The 15,649-nt window shown below is 48.2% G+C and carries 11 protein-coding genes; 4 read left to right on the forward strand and 7 right to left on the reverse strand.

Annotated elements, in window-relative coordinates:
- From ACOJS8_RS11185 to ACOJS8_RS11205, 5 genes are all read right to left on the reverse strand, one after another.
- The coding region (locus ACOJS8_RS11185) for a glycoside hydrolase family 32 protein (protein WP_420148627.1) at nucleotides 1-1,233 on the reverse strand (1,233 nt) is incomplete at its 3' end.
- Between the two features lie 154 nt (nucleotides 1,234-1,387).
- Nucleotides 1,388-3,106: a RagB/SusD family nutrient uptake outer membrane protein gene (locus ACOJS8_RS11190; RefSeq protein WP_420148628.1), complete on the reverse strand. Its 1,719-nt coding sequence runs from the start codon at nucleotides 3,104-3,106 to the stop codon at nucleotides 1,388-1,390.
- Between the two features lie 20 nt (nucleotides 3,107-3,126).
- On the reverse strand, nucleotides 3,127-6,291 hold the full coding sequence (locus ACOJS8_RS11195) for a SusC/RagA family TonB-linked outer membrane protein (protein WP_420148629.1): 3,165 nt from the start codon (nucleotides 6,289-6,291) through the stop codon (nucleotides 3,127-3,129).
- Between the two features lie 177 nt (nucleotides 6,292-6,468).
- Nucleotides 6,469-7,794 carry a sugar porter family MFS transporter gene (locus ACOJS8_RS11200; RefSeq protein ID WP_420148630.1) on the reverse strand — a complete coding sequence of 442 codons (1,326 nt, stop codon included), beginning with the start codon at nucleotides 7,792-7,794 and terminating at the stop codon, nucleotides 6,469-6,471.
- A gap of 250 nt (nucleotides 7,795-8,044) precedes the next feature.
- Entirely contained in the window at nucleotides 8,045-10,843 is a 2,799-nt protein-coding gene (locus ACOJS8_RS11205; RefSeq protein ID WP_420148631.1) for a substrate-binding domain-containing protein, read from the reverse strand.
- Between the two features lie 274 nt (nucleotides 10,844-11,117).
- On the opposite strand from ACOJS8_RS11205, the gene ACOJS8_RS11210 reads away from it, so the two are divergent.
- Both ACOJS8_RS11210 and ACOJS8_RS11215 read left to right on the forward strand, forming a co-directional pair.
- Nucleotides 11,118-11,462 carry an ArsC family reductase gene (locus tag ACOJS8_RS11210; protein WP_420148632.1) on the forward strand — a complete coding sequence of 115 codons (345 nt, stop codon included), beginning with the start codon at nucleotides 11,118-11,120 and terminating at the stop codon, nucleotides 11,460-11,462.
- Nucleotides 11,463-11,501: 39 nt separating this feature from the next.
- The gene (locus ACOJS8_RS11215) at nucleotides 11,502-11,891 is read left to right on the forward strand and encodes a group III truncated hemoglobin (RefSeq protein ID WP_420148633.1); all 390 of its coding nucleotides are present in this window, start codon (nucleotides 11,502-11,504) and stop codon (nucleotides 11,889-11,891) included.
- Between the two features lie 44 nt (nucleotides 11,892-11,935).
- On the opposite strand, the gene ACOJS8_RS11220 is transcribed toward ACOJS8_RS11215, so the two are convergent.
- Both ACOJS8_RS11220 and ACOJS8_RS11225 read right to left on the reverse strand, forming a co-directional pair.
- Nucleotides 11,936-12,220 (reverse strand): transposase, encoded by a 285-nt coding sequence (locus ACOJS8_RS11220; RefSeq protein ID WP_420148634.1) that lies wholly within the window; start codon nucleotides 12,218-12,220, stop codon nucleotides 11,936-11,938.
- Nucleotides 12,221-12,716: 496 nt separating this feature from the next.
- Nucleotides 12,717-13,493, reverse strand: a complete 777-nt coding sequence (locus ACOJS8_RS11225) for a DUF4197 domain-containing protein (RefSeq protein ID WP_420148635.1) — start codon at nucleotides 13,491-13,493, stop codon at nucleotides 12,717-12,719.
- A 208-nt stretch (nucleotides 13,494-13,701) separates the two neighbouring features.
- On the opposite strand from ACOJS8_RS11225, the gene ACOJS8_RS11230 reads away from it, so the two are divergent.
- Entirely contained in the window at nucleotides 13,702-14,955 is a 1,254-nt protein-coding gene (locus tag ACOJS8_RS11230) for a competence/damage-inducible protein A (protein ID WP_420148636.1), read from the forward strand.
- A gap of 38 nt (nucleotides 14,956-14,993) precedes the next feature.
- Nucleotides 14,994-15,649 (forward strand): biotin/lipoyl-containing protein (locus ACOJS8_RS11235; protein WP_420148637.1); only part of this gene is annotated, 656 nt, incomplete at its 3' end.

The raw sequence follows: 15,649 nt of genomic DNA on the forward strand, positions 1-15,649 counted from the left end.
GTAACCAATCACGAGTTCGTTGCCCTGATCATTCGACAGCACAAGGGCTAAATCGTTGCCAGCAGGTGCCGTTAGTGTCAACTTAAACGTATCATACTTTCCTCCGGTTTTGGCTGTCAGATCAGCGCTGCCTTTTACGTCAACATTCGCAAATGAGGTCGTTTTGCCATCCAGTTCGTCAAGTTCTTTAATAGGCGTCGATGTCAGAATCAAGTCTTTATTTACTTCCTTCAGGCCGAGCTCACGAGGTATGGTTGTCGCACCGCGCCAGTTCATGGTTGGGACTTTGTTCGCGTATTGCCAGTTGTTCATCCAGCCCATCAGGATGGTTCTATTTCCGGTATTGGAGAATGTAACACCCGCATAATTGTCCGTTCCAAAATCCATCCATTTGGTTTGTCTGGAATACGCGTTGAAATCTTTCCCATCAAAATCACCCAGAAAGTATTGGGCAGCTGATCCCTTGTTAGGGCCGCCGGGATTGATATTTACTATCAGCACCCATACGTCTTTACCATTGTGCTTCAGTGGAAACAAATCCGGACATTCCCAAACGCCCCCATGCGCCCCCGCATCGCTCCCGAATTCACTTTCTTTTGCCCATTTTTTCAGGTCCGGCGACGAATAGAACGTAACACGGTCTTTTGTAGCCAGCGTCATCACCCATTTTTTCTGCGGCTCGTACCACCGCACTTTGGGGTCCCGAAAGTCGGTGATACCCGGATTTGGAAGCACCGGATTTTCGGCATATTTAGTCCAGGTTTTTCCTTCGTCGAGGCTATAAGCCAGACTCTGGTATTGTGTCTTTTCGGGATTCTGTTTCTCCAGCTTAGGATTATGATGGGTAAAAATAGCCACCAGCGGCACTTGTCCGTTCTTACCAAATCCCGACGTATTGTTCACATCGACCACGGCGCTGCCCGAAAAAATATACCCCAGGCTGTCCGGGTAAAGCGCGATGGGTTGCTCCTGCCAGTGCACCATATCTTTGCTGGTTGCATGCATCCAATGCATGGGTCCCCAAATGGAACTCTCCGGATAATACTGACAGAACAAATGATACGTCCCTTTGTAATAGACCATCCCGTTCGGGTCATTGATCCAGTTGGCTTTGGGCGAAAAATGAAATTGTGGTCGGTACTGTTCCGACTTTATAGCAGCCTGATTGCTTTGTCCCAATGAATAAAGGACGGTAGCAGTCAGCAGAGAAATCGACAAGAGTAACTTTTTCATAATACGTAGCGGAAGTCATAAAAAGATAAAGCCGGGAGTAGTTGCCAAAATAGCCACTCTCTCCTACTTTAAGGTAATGAACACAGAGCCACAAAGAGCACCGAGAACGGAAATTAAAAACCTCTGTGCTCTTTGTGGCTCTGTGTTCATTACCCTAAAAACCAACATTTTGCTTATAAAGCCCTTTTGTTAAATTAATTTCACGCTGGGGAATGGGTAAATACTCATCGCGTCCGGCCGTAAATTTGGCACCGCTCAGATACGAACGCCTGGTTTTTTCCTTCTCCAGATACGCATTCAACGTTTCGGCGGCAATGCCCCAGCGAACCAGATCGAAGAAGCGCGGACTTTCGGTGGCAAACTCCAGCCGTCTTTCCCATTGTAAGGCTTTGCGGGCATAAGCCTGCGTCCAGTTAGCTGCGCTATACGGTTTAATCAGGTATTTCGAAGGATCAGTGCCATCCGCTTTTTTCAGACGCCCCGTACTCTTGGCCGCCCGGTCGCGAATCTGGTTAATAAGCGGCAGTGCCAATGCCTGCTGACCCAGTTCGATATACGCTTCAGCCTGAAAAAGCAGCACATCGGCGTACCGGATGATGTCGATATTTTTCGAAACGCCCATAAACGGACCTTGTTTTTTGTAAGACGAACTGGTCGCTAACTGCTGCGATTTCATCGTCTGGAAGAATCCATATACGCCCGGATCGCGAACCCAGCTATTACTGAATGGTGAAGCAGCATTGTACTTATAAGGGTGTCCGTCAATTCCGATCGTATGATCAACCCGAGGATCGACCGTCGCCGTTTTGAAATCAATAATACCGTCATTGAACGTATCGAATTTGGGAAATCCGTTCGCATCCGTTCCGAATGCGTTGGCTAAGTTCTGGGTTGGCTGGTGGAATCCGCAGCAACCGTACTGCGGAGCACCGTGCGGATAATTCAACCCATCTTCAAAATTGAGTCGGCCCAACGTAGTACCGTCGTTGATCGAATACTGAACCGCGAAGACCGATTCCACACCATTATCGTATTCAGGCAGGAAATTTTCGGCAAAATCAGGCTGCAAACTGTATTTTCCCGAGCTAATCACCATCTGGGTCAACGTAACAACCTGCTGAAGCTTGTCTTTATTAATGTTCGTAACTTTATTGTTATCATCCTGCTCGTAAGCCTGATACAACCGAAGTTTTGCCAGATACGCAGCTGCCGACAGTTTACTGGCGCGGCCCACCTGCGTTTGCGTAACGGGCAGGTTATCGACCGCATACTGAAAATCCTCAGCAATCTTATCCCAAAGCTTATCGTTGGCCAACTCCCGGTTCGACTTCGTCAGAATCTGATCATTCGTCAGGGTTTCATCAATGTAAGGAATGAATTTGAAAAGCATTTTCAGCATAAAATGCGCATGTCCCCGCAGAAATCGTAGCTCAGCCTGACGCGTCTTCTTCAACGGAAAAGTAGTTTCAGCCAGCTCATTAATCGAACGTAACGCTACGTTGGCCCGCGAGATAGCTTTGTAATAATTCTCCCAGGTGTAGGGATGATAAAACCCGCCCCCCTGCTGCGGCTGCGTCAGATTGTGCTGCTCATAGAAGTTAATGTCCTCCAGATCAGCCACTCCTCCCCCGCCTTTATACGCATCGTCGGAGCGAACGCTTCCGTACACCCACATACTGGCAATCGGTCCAATCATTTCGCCATTGCCCAGCGAAGCGTAGGCCGCCGTTACTAACGCATCGGCATTGTCGGCACTTTTTACATTATCCGACGAAAGCGTTCCCTGCGGTTGATAATCCAGAAACTCCTTGCAGGATGAAAGCATCCCTCCGCCCGCAATCAGCAGCAATGAAACCAGAATTTTATTTTTCATGATCGTAAGGTCTTGATTAATTAGAAGGAGACGTTTAAACCGAACGTAATGGCACGGGGTACAGGAACCGTGTTAACATCGGTTCGTTCAGGATCGGGGCCCAGGAAACTTTTGCTCTTAAACCAGATGACGTTCTCGGCCATGGCAAACAGACGAAGACTCGCCAACCCGATTTTGCCAATAAGATCGCGCTGGAACGTGTAGCCCAACTGAACGTTACGTATCTTGAAATAAGACGTATTCACGTTGAAATAATCGGACGAACGCGTTTCGTTATTGCCATCGGCCAGCGTAAGCGCCGGAATGCGCGAAGACGTATTCTGAGGAGTCCAGGCATCAAATACACCCGGTCCTATGTTGTCGCGACCGCGAATAAAATTGTTATAGAACGTATACGGATCAAAGCCTGTCCGACTGGCCACACCCGAGCCGAAGATGGAGAAATCGAAGTTTTTGTAGCCTAGCTCAACGCGAGCGCCATACTCAAGACCGGGTAGCGTTGTTCCGAAAAATTCCTGATCCAGTGCATCGATCTTCCCATCGGCGTTCAGATCCCGGTAGCGAATACGTCCCGGCGCAGCTCCCACCTGAGCAGCATGGTTTTTCACCTCTTCCTGATTCTGGAAAATACCATCGGTCCGATAACCAAACAGATCGAACTGCGAGTGGCCCAGGATGGTCGTTACGGCGTTTCCGGCAAAAGCGGAACGGACTTCTTCGGGCAGTACGGTGATTTTATCCCGGAAGCGGGCGAAGTTAGCCGATACGTTGTAGGTAAAATCGCCTTTCGGTTTGCCGTAATACGTGAGCAGCAATTCGAAACCTTTGTTGGTTTTAGTAGCGCCATTCACAAATTTCAGTTGCCCTTCGCCCACCGCAGCGGCCACCGGCGGCTTGATGAGAATATCTTTGGTTTCGCGGCTGAATACATCAAACGAACCAACAATACTGCCATTCAGGAAGCCAAAATCCAGCCCTACGTTCACTTCGTCGGTCGTTTCCCATCTGAGCGCCGTATTTTCACCCTGCGTCTGCACAAAACCCGACGGCAACGTACCACTGTTTGAGCCGTTCAGGTCATACGCCGTACCGACATTCCAGTACTGATCGAAAAAACTGTTGTGCCCGTTAGGCACCTGCGAGGCCAGCGTACCGTAGCGCGGCTCAAACAAACCGAAACGGGCCAGATCGCCAATATCCTGATTACCAATCCGACCGACACCAGCCCGCAGCTTAAGATTTGAAATGACCTTTACGTTCTGCATGAATGCTTCTTTATCGATGCGCCAGCCCACGGAAGCCGCCGGAAAAAATCCATAGCGATTGTCCTCGCCGAATCGCGAAGACCCATCCCGACGTAATGTCAAAGCTGCCAGATAACGATCGCCAAACCCATAATCGACGCGGGCAAACTGCGACAGCAACCGGCTTCCCGTCGACGTACCGGTGCTGCTGGCATTGCCTGAAGCGGCACTCAGCACGAAGAAATCTTCAGTCTGCACAGCAAAGTTTTCACGGTATGAGTTTACGTCGTCCAGATTATCCCGAATGGCTTCTATCCCGGCCAGTACGTTGAATCGATGGGCACCTACATCAAAATTATACCGTAACGTATTGGTCCAGGTGAGGCTCAGAAACTTATTCGTATTAAGCGTGAGGCTGTTCAACGTTCGGGCGATGAAGCCGTTTTTGAACGACTGCTCAATGTTTTTGTTGGAAAATCCTGCGTTGTCCATCCCCAGCGACGAGCGAAAAATCAGGCCCCGGATCGGTTCGATTTCGGTGAAGACATTTCCAAATACAAAGTTTCGGTTAATCTTGTCCCAGCGGTTGATATACTGCATGAAAACCGGGTTGTTCCGATCCGAATACCCCGAACCAATTGGCCCGGCGAAGTCGCCGGTTTTGGTATAAAGAGGAATGGTTGGCGCTAACGTAACGGCCAGCCCTGGTGTTGGCGCACCACCGAGGTCATTCGTTACGGGGGTTTCACGCGAGGTTGTCATCTGCACGTTAACGCCGAATTTAAAACGACCGTCGAAAAGACTGGTTGCTGCATTGACACGCCCCGTAAGCCGTCGGTAATCAGTGTATTGCACCATACCGGAGTTATTCAGGTAACTCAGGTTGATCAATAACGACGAGGCTTTGGTACCGCCCGAAATGGTGAGGTCGTTGTTGGTTACGTAGCCCGTTTTATAAAGCTCCTTCTGCCAGTCGGTGTCGCCCGCCGGTACGTTCTGATCGCCCCCAACGTACGGCTGCACCGCTACGTTGTTGAGCACCGGATTACTGAAATTTTTATTCCAGTCGAACGAATAAATTTCGCCGTAGGCCGAAGCCGGATCAACGCCGTCATTGACCGATGCCCGCCAGAGCGCCCGCCCCCGATCAACGGCATTCAGCATCTTGAATCGTTCCGGTTTTTCAGATTGAGCGGTAATGCTGGTGTTGAACTGGACATTCAGTTTGCCGTCCGTATTCGCTCCATTCTTCGTCGTTACAATAATTACTCCATTCGACGCCCGCGATCCATAGATAGACGCCGACGAAGCATCTTTCAATACCTGAATCGACTGAATTGCTGTCGGGTTGAGGCTTTGAAAAACGTCGCTCCGCTTGGTCGGTGTACCGTCGATAATATAGAGCGGATCGTTGTTACCTAACGTATTAGCCCCACGAATTAGAATCCGACTGGCTGCACCAGAGGGGGTTCCGGACTTCTCGACGTACAAACCGGGCACCCGCCCCTGCAACGCCTGCATGGGATTGCCCGAACTGGTATTTTTCGTAGCAGCTACTTCTACAACGGCCACAGCCCCTGTCAGATCCTGCTTGCGGGCGGTAGTATAGCCCAACACAACAACTTCAGCCAGCTGGCCACCTTCGCTCAGTAAAACTGTAACGTTGTTGGTGTTGGCAACCGATACTTCCTGCGTAGCGTAGCCAATAAAGGATACCGTAACGACCGTAGCATTCTGTGGTACCGTAATGCTGAACTTGCCCGTCGCATCGGCAACCGTACCCGTCGTTGTTCCGGGAACGATAATACTGGCTCCCGGAAGTGGCTCCTTATTCTTGGCATCGAAGACGCCCCCCGTAATGGTACGTTGCTGAGCCAGCGCCAGCGTTGCCGTGAGCAACAGGCTGACCAGCGTAAACAGGTAATTTTTTAACTGCATCATATAGGATAAGTGGTTATTTATAAAAAGGAGATTGAGTACTTGTCAGTCCTCCGGCTTGCCGAACCGGACAGGCGCAGATCCGGTGATAACCTTGTTATCAGTGCGTTACGTTGTCTCGAAGTTTCCTGTCTGCAGCCGCCGAAAATGGTCATGCCGATCGCATCAACAGAAGATTTCTCAGTGTGCAAAAACGGTGCGTTCGATTTTTTCCAGGCTGGACCCTTTGGTTTCGGGCATGAGCCGGAGAACAAATAGTAGTTGCAGAACCATCATGACGGTGAAGAAGAGGAACGTATTACCGCCCCCAAACCGCTCGGCCAGATACGGGAACGTGAACGTAATAATGGCTGCCATTAGCCAGTGCGTAAAGCTGCCCAGTGCCTGACCGCTGGCCCGCACTTCGTTCGGAAAAATTTCGGAGATGAATACCCAGATGACAGCCCCCTGCGAGAATCCAAAGAAAGCAATGTAGACGAACAGCAGAAGCGGTACGGTCATGCCACTGAACTCTTCTACATAAAAGGCACGCGCCACTAATCCCAGCGTAATGATCAGCCCCACCGACCCGATTTTCATGAGTGTCCGCCGACCGTAGCGATCGATCAGATTCATAGAAATCATCGTGAAAATAAGGTTGATCAAGCCTATACCTGCCGATGATAGCAGGGACGAGCTTTTGCCCAAACCTGTCATTTCAAAAATGCGGGGAGCGTAATAAATAATGGCGTTAATACCCGATACCTGATTGAAAACGGCAAACAATACGGCCAGCATGATAGGCGTACTGTATTCCCGCGAGAACAGTCGGGAAGACGCTGCCGTTTGCGCGTGACTCTGCTGAATGGCTAAAAAGGTTTGTTCGGCCGAATCTGGATCAATCATATTCAGTACGTCGCGCGCTTCGGTCGTTTTTCCTTTTCTGAGTAGTAACCAACGCGGACTTTCGGGAATGTTCAGAACGGCAATCAGGAAAATAAGCGAAGGAAACGCCTGTACGCCCAGCATCCAGCGCCAGGGTTCAGCACCAGCATCGGCCAGCAGAAAATTGGATAGATAAGCGACCAGAATACCCAACACTACGTTGAACTGAAACAGACCGACCAATCGGCCCCGAGACTTAGGCGGTGAAATTTCGGTGATATACATGGGAGCCGCCACCGACGAAGCACCTACGCCTAGCCCACCGAAAAATCGAAAAACTAGAAAGATTGTCCAGTTGGGCGCTAAGGCGGTACCCAGAGAAGCTAACAGATAAAGAACAGCGATCCAGAATAAGGTCCGCTTACGTCCCAGCTTTTCGGCGGGAATACCACCGACCATGGAGCCAATTACCGTACCGATGAGGGCGATGGATACCGTTAGTCCGTGTTCCCATACGCTCAGGCGCCACAACACCTGGAGCGACTGCTCAACTCCGGAGATAACGGCCGTATCAAAACCGAAGAGAAAGCCGCCCAGCGCGGCTGTAATAGACCAGAAGAAAATACGCTGTTTCTGACTCATGTTTGCTTATGTGAACCGGATTCACTGGCGGCTCACTGGGCAAACTTAGCAGACACTGTCGGAGGAGAGACTCTGGAATTTGTTCAAATAAATTAAATAATAGTTCAAATATCAACTACCTCACCAACAGTAACTTACGGAGAAATTATACAAGTAGACCTTCACTTTTGTTACAGAAATCTCTGATTTTGATTCAGGCGAATCAGTCAAATAAAGCCATCAAAAAATACCTACTCTTGCACAAATCCTTTTATACATTCACTTGCGACCGACGATACTCTGAGGGGGTCTTGCCGGTGTGTTGTTTAAAGAACGTAGTGAAATATGTTGGTGAACTGAAACCCGTTTCCTCAGCGATTTCAGCAACGTTTTTGTTTTTATCACGCAGCAACTGTTTTGCCTTCTTCAATCGAACTTCAGTCAGGTAATCCATTACGTTCATATCCAACAGCGCCTGAACTTTGCGATAGAGCTGCACACGCGAAAGACCCATCTCCCGGCTCAGTTTCTCTACGCCGAACGACGAATCGCTGATGTGTTTCTCAATGAGTGCGGTGAGTTCATTTAAAAATTTCCGTTCCTGTTTGTTCTCCAGTTGAGGTAACGTATCGGAGGCAAAACGCTGTTGTTGTTTCCGGCGATTGTTCAGCGTAGTACGTAGCGTTTCCAGCAGATAGGTTGTGTTAAACGGTTTGGTAATGTAGACGTCAGCCCCCGCGCGAGTTCCTTCAATACGTTGCTCCATCTGGCTTTTGGCAGTTAGCAGAATCACAGGGATGTGCGATGTCCGCCAGTCCATCTTAATACGTTCCGTTAATTTCATTCCGTCCATACCTGGCAGCATTACGTCACTAAGAATCAGATCAGGAATCGTTTCCAGAACGCGCTGCCACCCTTCTTCGGCACTGGTTGCAGCAATCACGTTGAACTCGGAGCCGAGACGGTTGGTCAGGAACACGCGTAGATCGTCGTTGTCTTCAATAACGAGCAACGTGCCCGCATGTCGGAAAGGCAGCAACGGCGATGGTTCGGGTTCTTCGTCTAGCTCGGTTTCGATAAACGGACGGTATCGGCTGGCTGTACTCGCCCGCTCCGACGCATCCAGATGGTCGCTACCCAGTGGTAAGGTTATCAGAAAGGTTGTTCCATGTCCTTTTTCGGAAACCACGCCAATGTCGCCCCGATGCAACTGAATAAACTCCATCGACATGGCTAACCCAATGCCTTTTGCCAGATTGTAAGGTTTCGTACCACTGTAAAACAAGTCAAAAGCGTGTTCTTTTTCGTCGGTTGTCATACCCTCGCCGTTGTCAATCACCTGAATACGTACCTGTTCACCAATGGTATCGATTCGAACGTGAATCAGCCCCCCTCTGGGCGTGTATTTGAAGGCATTAGATAACAGATTGAATAGGACTTTATCCAGCTTTTCAGCGTCGAACCAGACTGGCAATTGGGGTAATGACGTTATTAATTGCAGGTCAATACGTTGCTTTTCGGCCTTCCGTCCAAAATCAGTGATAATATCCCGAACGAATGAAATCAGGTCCTGCTCTGTGGCATGCAACTGCTGCTTTCCGGAATCGGTCTTGCGAAGATCCAGCATCTGGTCCACCAGACGTAGCAGGCGATGCGCATTTTTCTGTATCAGCGACAAACCACTCTTCAACTCATACGTATTGACGCTCTTTTTCGTCATCAAATCTTCTGTAGGAATCAGGATCAGACTAAGTGGCGTGTTGAACTCGTGGGAGATGTAGGAATAGAACCGAAGTTTTTCCTCTGTTGCCAGACGCGCTTGTTGCGAAACAACTTCAATCTGATTTTTCTGGTCCCGGATTTCTTCGTTTTGTTTTTCAAGTATCTCGTTCTGTTCCGCCAGCGTCAGGTAAGCGGCCTGCTTCGTCCGGAACAGATACAGTGCCCAGCCGCCCAACAACAGCGCTACAATTAAACTGGCCAGGGTTAAATACAGCGTGTTTTTTTGGGAGGTGTACGTTCGGGTCAGGTTTTCAATATTCTGGTGCTGCTTTTCGATATCGGTCTGTTGCTCAATGAGTTTCTGGTTCTGAAACTTCATGATTCGCACATTCGACGAATCGATCAACGTAATGGGCAGTCGATTTTCGCGCCGGAAGGGCTGTTTTTTCAGAATGGCAATGGCGGTTCGAATGGCCTCCTTGCCTCCCGTCGGATAAAGTACCGTTGCCTCCAGGATACCCCGATCGACCAGATCAATACCTTCATTAGTACCCGACAATCCGTCGACACCAATAATTTTTATTCGTTTTTCAAGTCCTAGTCGCTGGCATACATTGTAGGCTTTCAGCGCGGTACGGTCGTTTTGGGCAAAAATGAGCCGTACTTCAGGATTCGTCTTAATGAGCTGGGTCAATTCACTGGCAAACGATTGCTTGTCCCAGTCACCGTCTAATTTTTTCACTAACCGCAAAGCGGGGTGTGCTTTGAGTATCCCGCTAAATCCCCGATGCCGATCAATATCCGCCGACGAGCCTGGTGACTCCCCAATCTCAATTGCCTTCCCCGATCCTTTCAACAGCGAATTGGCGTACATACCTGCCGTACGTCCTACTTCAACATTATCGGCGCCAACGTAAGCGGTATACTGATCAGAAGCCGTCCGACGATCCACCACGATTACAGGAATCCCGAGTTGGTACGCTTTTTCAACGACGGGCGTAATTGGTTGGGCTGCATTAGGCGAAACAATCAACAAGTCAATCTGCTGGTTAATCAGCTCCTGAATCTGTTTCACCTGTTTATCACTATTCCCTTCGGCATCTTTCACAATGAACTCGACGTCGGGATTAAAAGACAGTTCCTGATTCATGCTCGCCAGCATGGATTTGCGCCAGTTATCAGCCTGAGTACGCTGAGAAAACCCGATCCGAAAGGTTTTCTCAGTGGCTGTTTGACAGCCTGATAGTAGTAGCCCTGAAATCGCTAACAGGCAGAAAGAAATCTTCCCGGCTAAATTTTTACACGTACCTCCAAAGCAGGTAAATAACCGGGGGGTTGAGAAGTTCATGAAAGTTGAATACGTTTCAGCGTATAGCCCAAAGATAAACTATAATATACGCAATACATAATTGGATAAATTAAAGCAGACTAAGCAAAAATTCAGCGCTCATGTACGACATGAAAGGTCATTTTCCTACTGATGCGGGCGTCGATACGTTAAACTGGAATACTCACTGGTGTTTTCCGTCCTGTAAATCTTTTTATGTCAGTTGGCTGAGACAACGCGCCAGAATTCAGTATACCGAAAATTGGGTACTTTCGCGCAACAACAAGCGAAAAAGATGTTTACCTTATATGCCATTCCAAACTGCGATACTGTGAAAAAAGCCCGAATGTGGCTAGCCGAACACCGTATTGATTATACATTTTACGACTACAAAAAACAGGGAATAGACCGCCAAACAATCGAACACTGGCTTACGCAAAAAACCTGGGAAGAACTGGTCAATCGTTCTGGTCAAACCTGGAAGAAACTGCCCGATTCTGAAAAGCCAACCGACGCGAAAGGTGCGATTGCCCTGATGATTGACAAACCGTCGGTTATTCGGCGCCCACTGATTGAATCAAATGGACAGATTGTTGCGTTAGGCTTTAAAGCAGACGACTACGAAAAAACCTTTTCCTGACAAACGTTCGTGGAAAATTCCTTGAGAAGCAAGTAAGTTATGCAGAAAAGAACACTGGATTCGCCGGAAGCTGTCCGACTGATGGTGGATTCGTTTTATGAAAAAGTTCAGGCCGATCCGCTTATCGGACCGGTTTTTTCCGACGTAGCGCAGGTTGACTGGTCGCAGCACTTACCCAAAATGTATGCGTTCTGGGAATCCATAATCCTGGGCAACAACGCTTACGATGGGCACCCTTTCCGCCCGCATTTAATAGTCAATCAAAAACATACACTCACCACCGAACATTTTGAGCGTTGGCTGCAATTATTTTCATTAACAATTATGGAGAACTTCACGGGCGAGACAGCAGAACAGGTCCGTCAACGTGCCACACAGATTGCCCTGGTCTGGAACAATAAACTTGAATACCTTAATTCAGCCAGCTAAAACAGCAATCTGCAATAAACTGAGCACCAGATTCTGAAAGCCTCTTATTGACCCTTCAGTAGTACATTCAAGGCTACTTTTAATACTCGCTTTTCTTCTTCCAGCCGAAGAATCTGGCGATGCAATGCCTCAATCTCTGGCTTGTCGGCTGTCCTGTTCAACTCTATTGGTACAGCAAATGTAGCTGCCTGTGCCTGCTGCCAGCGTTTGAGCGTGAGCGGTGAAATCCTGAGTTGCTGAGACAGTTTGTAGACACTCACCCCATTGCGTAATTTGTCTAGGGCCCTTGCCTTGAATTCATCATCGTAGCGAATGGCTTTATTTTTCATAAGAAACCGAATACTCTGGACATCCTGTATCACCTGCTATACCTTTAGAAATTATTAGCGATTTCTACGTTTGTTCAAGCGCGGACTCAAGTCGCTCCCAAAATGTTGCTAAACTACCTTAAAGCTTTTCCTGCAAAAGACCATATTTAGCAACTTTTGTACCAGGCTCTTTAGCAGTGAGTGTCTGAAATCACCTTTTTTATGTACGAAATCACTAAAAAAATTTCTACTAATTTTTATGTAAAAAAATCCAATTTATTGACCTATAAGTATTCAAATTTAGGCCTTTGAATACATTCTAAGCTATCTGCGCAAATATACATTAAAATCAGCTACTCAATAAAGTAATTTATATATGAATATACTTAAATTATTAATACATAAACAATGAGCTTAGAAAGGCCGCACGTTTAGCCTTTAACGTAACAGCATCAGCATCCGGAAACTTTGCTTTACCTAAAGCAAAGTTTCCGGATGCTGATGCTGTTACTCCGTATTACTGTTTGCTAAATACTCGCTTGAGTAAATCGGTGACTCGGGCAGCGGGGTTCTCCCGAATTTTTTTCTCTTCCTGGGCTACCAGAATAAACAAACCGTCTACAGCCTTATTCGTCGCATATTCCGTCAGGTTCGGGTTTACTTTTTGCACGAATGGCAACTTATTATACGTAGTGACCAAGCTACTATAGTACTTAGTAGCATTGTTTTTCGCCAGTGCATTGTCAATAATCGGTGTAAACTCCGTTACTAACTGCTGGCCTGAAGTCCTGCGCAGATATTGCGTAGCTGCATCATCGGTACCACGTAGTATACCAACGGCATCCTGAATACTCATCGACGTAATGGCTTTGACAAACACAGGCGCTGCTTTCTTGGCAGCATCTTCAGCCGCGCGGTTAAGCGACAGTTCAAACTGATCGACCTGCTTGCCAAAACCGATTTGCCGAAGTTTATTCGCTACGTTCTGCGCTTCGGGTGGAAAAGCGATTTTGAGCAGTGGGTTCTTGAAGTAGCCATCTAGTCTGGAAGCCTGTTCAGCACCATTATTTACGCCAATACGTAGCGCTTCTTTCAATCCGGATGCAATGTCCAGGTTGCTTAAACCTCCCGACGTCCCAGCAGAAGGTTGGGTTACAGCTTCCAGAATTTTACCGAAGATACCGCCCGTAGGTTTCTGACGGACTGAATCACGGCGCGTCGAATCCTGCGCGAAACTGGCTGTGCTAAGGGTTATAGCCAGCAAACCAGCGGTAAGAGCATGTTTATTCATCATCGTATTAATCAGGTTGCCATTTCATAACGGTCAATGGCGCTAAATCGTTTTTTCGTACTTTTGACAGCGCAGAATGCATAATGTATAATGTAGCGCAAAAAATATTTTTTAACACCCTGATAATCATACAAATATTTATCTCTTTACGTCCTTCCATTACGTCCAGCAGGCAGTTATCCATTATACACTACCCATTATTTATTAAAGAATGATCAATACCATCCGGGCTGAAGTTATTACCATCGGCGACGAAATTTTGTTCGGTCAGATTACGGATACGAACACGCAGTGGATTGGGACCGAACTAACGAATATTGGTATCCGTACTGTTCGTAAATCGTCTGTCGGCGATCAGGCCGATGCCATCCTCCAAGTTTTACATGAAGCGCATCAACGGGCGGATGTCATTATCATAACAGGTGGACTTGGGCCGACAAAAGATGACATTACGAAAAAAACATTATGCACTTACTTTGGTGTCGGTCTGGTACGTAACGAAACGGCTTTGGCTTTAGTGACCAGTTTTTTTGAAAAACGCGGTCGCGAAATGACCGACCTGAATCGTGCTCAGGCCGATCTGCCTGCCAATGCGGTTTACATTCAGAATGATTGGGGAACGGCGCCAGGCATGTGGTTTGAACACGACCAGCGCGTCTACGTATCGCTTCCGGGTGTTCCGTTCGAGATGAAACATCTTATGACAAACCGGATTCTGCCAAAACTTACCCAGCATTTCCAGACACCCGTCATTAAGCACAAAATGATCCGGACGGTTGGTATTGGCGAATCATTTCTGGCGGAACGTATCGAAGCCTGGGAGGATGCTTTACCCGATCATATCAAACTGGCTTACCTACCCAGCTTTGGTGGAGTAAAATTACGGTTGACCGCCACTGGCTCCGACAAGGCTCAGATCGACCGCGAACTCAACGAACAGGTGCAGAACGTAATGCCTTTAATTGAGAAAAACGTGTTTGGCTTCGACGACGACGAACTGGAATCCGTAGTTGGCAAGTTATTGAAAGAGAAAAACCTGACGCTGAGCGTTGCGGAAAGTTGTACGGGTGGCTACGTATCGTCCCAGATCACCAAAGTACCGGGCGCATCGGCCTATTTCTGGGGCAGCATCGTAAGCTACAGCAACGCCGTCAAAGTAACTCAGCTGGGTGTTCTTCCCGAAACGCTGGATCAGTTTGGGGCAGTCAGTGAGGAAACCATTCGGCAAATGGCCGAAGGCGTTCGGAAATCGCTCGGAACAAATGTTGGCATCGCCACCAGCGGTATTGCCGGCCCCGATGGCGGTACCGCTGACAAACCAGTAGGCACGATCTGGATTGCCTGTGCCACCGACCAACGTACCGTAACGCGCTTACTCAAACTCGGCAAATATCGTGATCAGAACATTCAACTGACCACAATGTATGTGCTGAACATGCTGAGGGAAGAGATTTTGAACCAATAATGATTGTTGTTAACAACAATCATTTATCATCGAAAAACATGGCTCTTATTGACATGGTCATGCCCAAAATGGGCGAAAGTATAATGGAGTGTACGGTCATTACGTGGCTCAAGCAGCCCGGCGATCGAATTGAAGCTGACGAATCGGTACTCGAAGTAGCTACGGACAAAGTAGATACTGAAGTGCCTGCACTCCACAGTGGTATCCTCAAAGAAATTCTGGTAAAAGATGGTGACGTAGTGGCCATTGGCGCTCCTATTGCCCGTATCGAAACAAAAGAAGCGATCAGTGATGAGTCGCATGTTGAGCCACCTAAGCCGACTGAATCCATAGCGAAAGAGGCCGATCAGACCCCGAAAGGTATTGGCGACGTAGCGAATGTTACGGCAGAGTCGGCAACTATACCGGAAAAAGATGCTTCCCAGGCAGCGCACGAGCTGGAAGCCAGTATCCTGGCTATGAGCACCCGGCCTGCCTCAGTCGAAAAAACCGTCGCGGCTGTAGCTACTACGTTATCAGGCGATGCACCCGTTTTCGCCGACCGTTTTTATTCACCCCTGGTGTTAAATATTGCTAAGGAAGAAGGCGTGACACGTGATGAACTCGACCGACTACCAGGCTCCGGGGTAGAGAACCGCGTTACCAAAAAAGACATCCTGGCCTATGTCATCGACCGGGCAGAAGGGAAACTGCA

The organism is Spirosoma sp., assembly GCF_048594605.1.
GTDB lineage: Bacteria > Bacteroidota > Bacteroidia > Cytophagales > Spirosomataceae > Spirosoma.

Bases quoted from the DNA above. Each gene is read 5' to 3' on its own strand.
- ACOJS8_RS11190 (WP_420148628.1), bottom strand. From the start codon at position 3,106: ATGAAAAATAAAATTCTGGTTTCATTGCTGCTGATTGCGGGCGGAGGG.
- ACOJS8_RS11195 (WP_420148629.1), bottom strand. From the start codon at position 6,291: ATGATGCAGTTAAAAAATTACCTGTTTACGCTGGTCAGCCTGTTGCTC.
- ACOJS8_RS11200 (WP_420148630.1), bottom strand. From the start codon at position 7,794: ATGAGTCAGAAACAGCGTATTTTCTTCTGGTCTATTACAGCCGCGCTG.
- ACOJS8_RS11205 (WP_420148631.1), bottom strand. From the start codon at position 10,843: ATGAACTTCTCAACCCCCCGGTTATTTACCTGCTTTGGAGGTACGTGT.
- ACOJS8_RS11210 (WP_420148632.1), top strand. From the start codon at position 11,118: ATGTTTACCTTATATGCCATTCCAAACTGCGATACTGTGAAAAAAGCC.
- ACOJS8_RS11215 (WP_420148633.1), top strand. From the start codon at position 11,502: ATGCAGAAAAGAACACTGGATTCGCCGGAAGCTGTCCGACTGATGGTG.
- ACOJS8_RS11220 (WP_420148634.1), bottom strand. From the start codon at position 12,220: ATGAAAAATAAAGCCATTCGCTACGATGATGAATTCAAGGCAAGGGCC.
- ACOJS8_RS11225 (WP_420148635.1), bottom strand. From the start codon at position 13,493: ATGATGAATAAACATGCTCTTACCGCTGGTTTGCTGGCTATAACCCTT.
- ACOJS8_RS11230 (WP_420148636.1), top strand. From the start codon at position 13,702: ATGATCAATACCATCCGGGCTGAAGTTATTACCATCGGCGACGAAATT.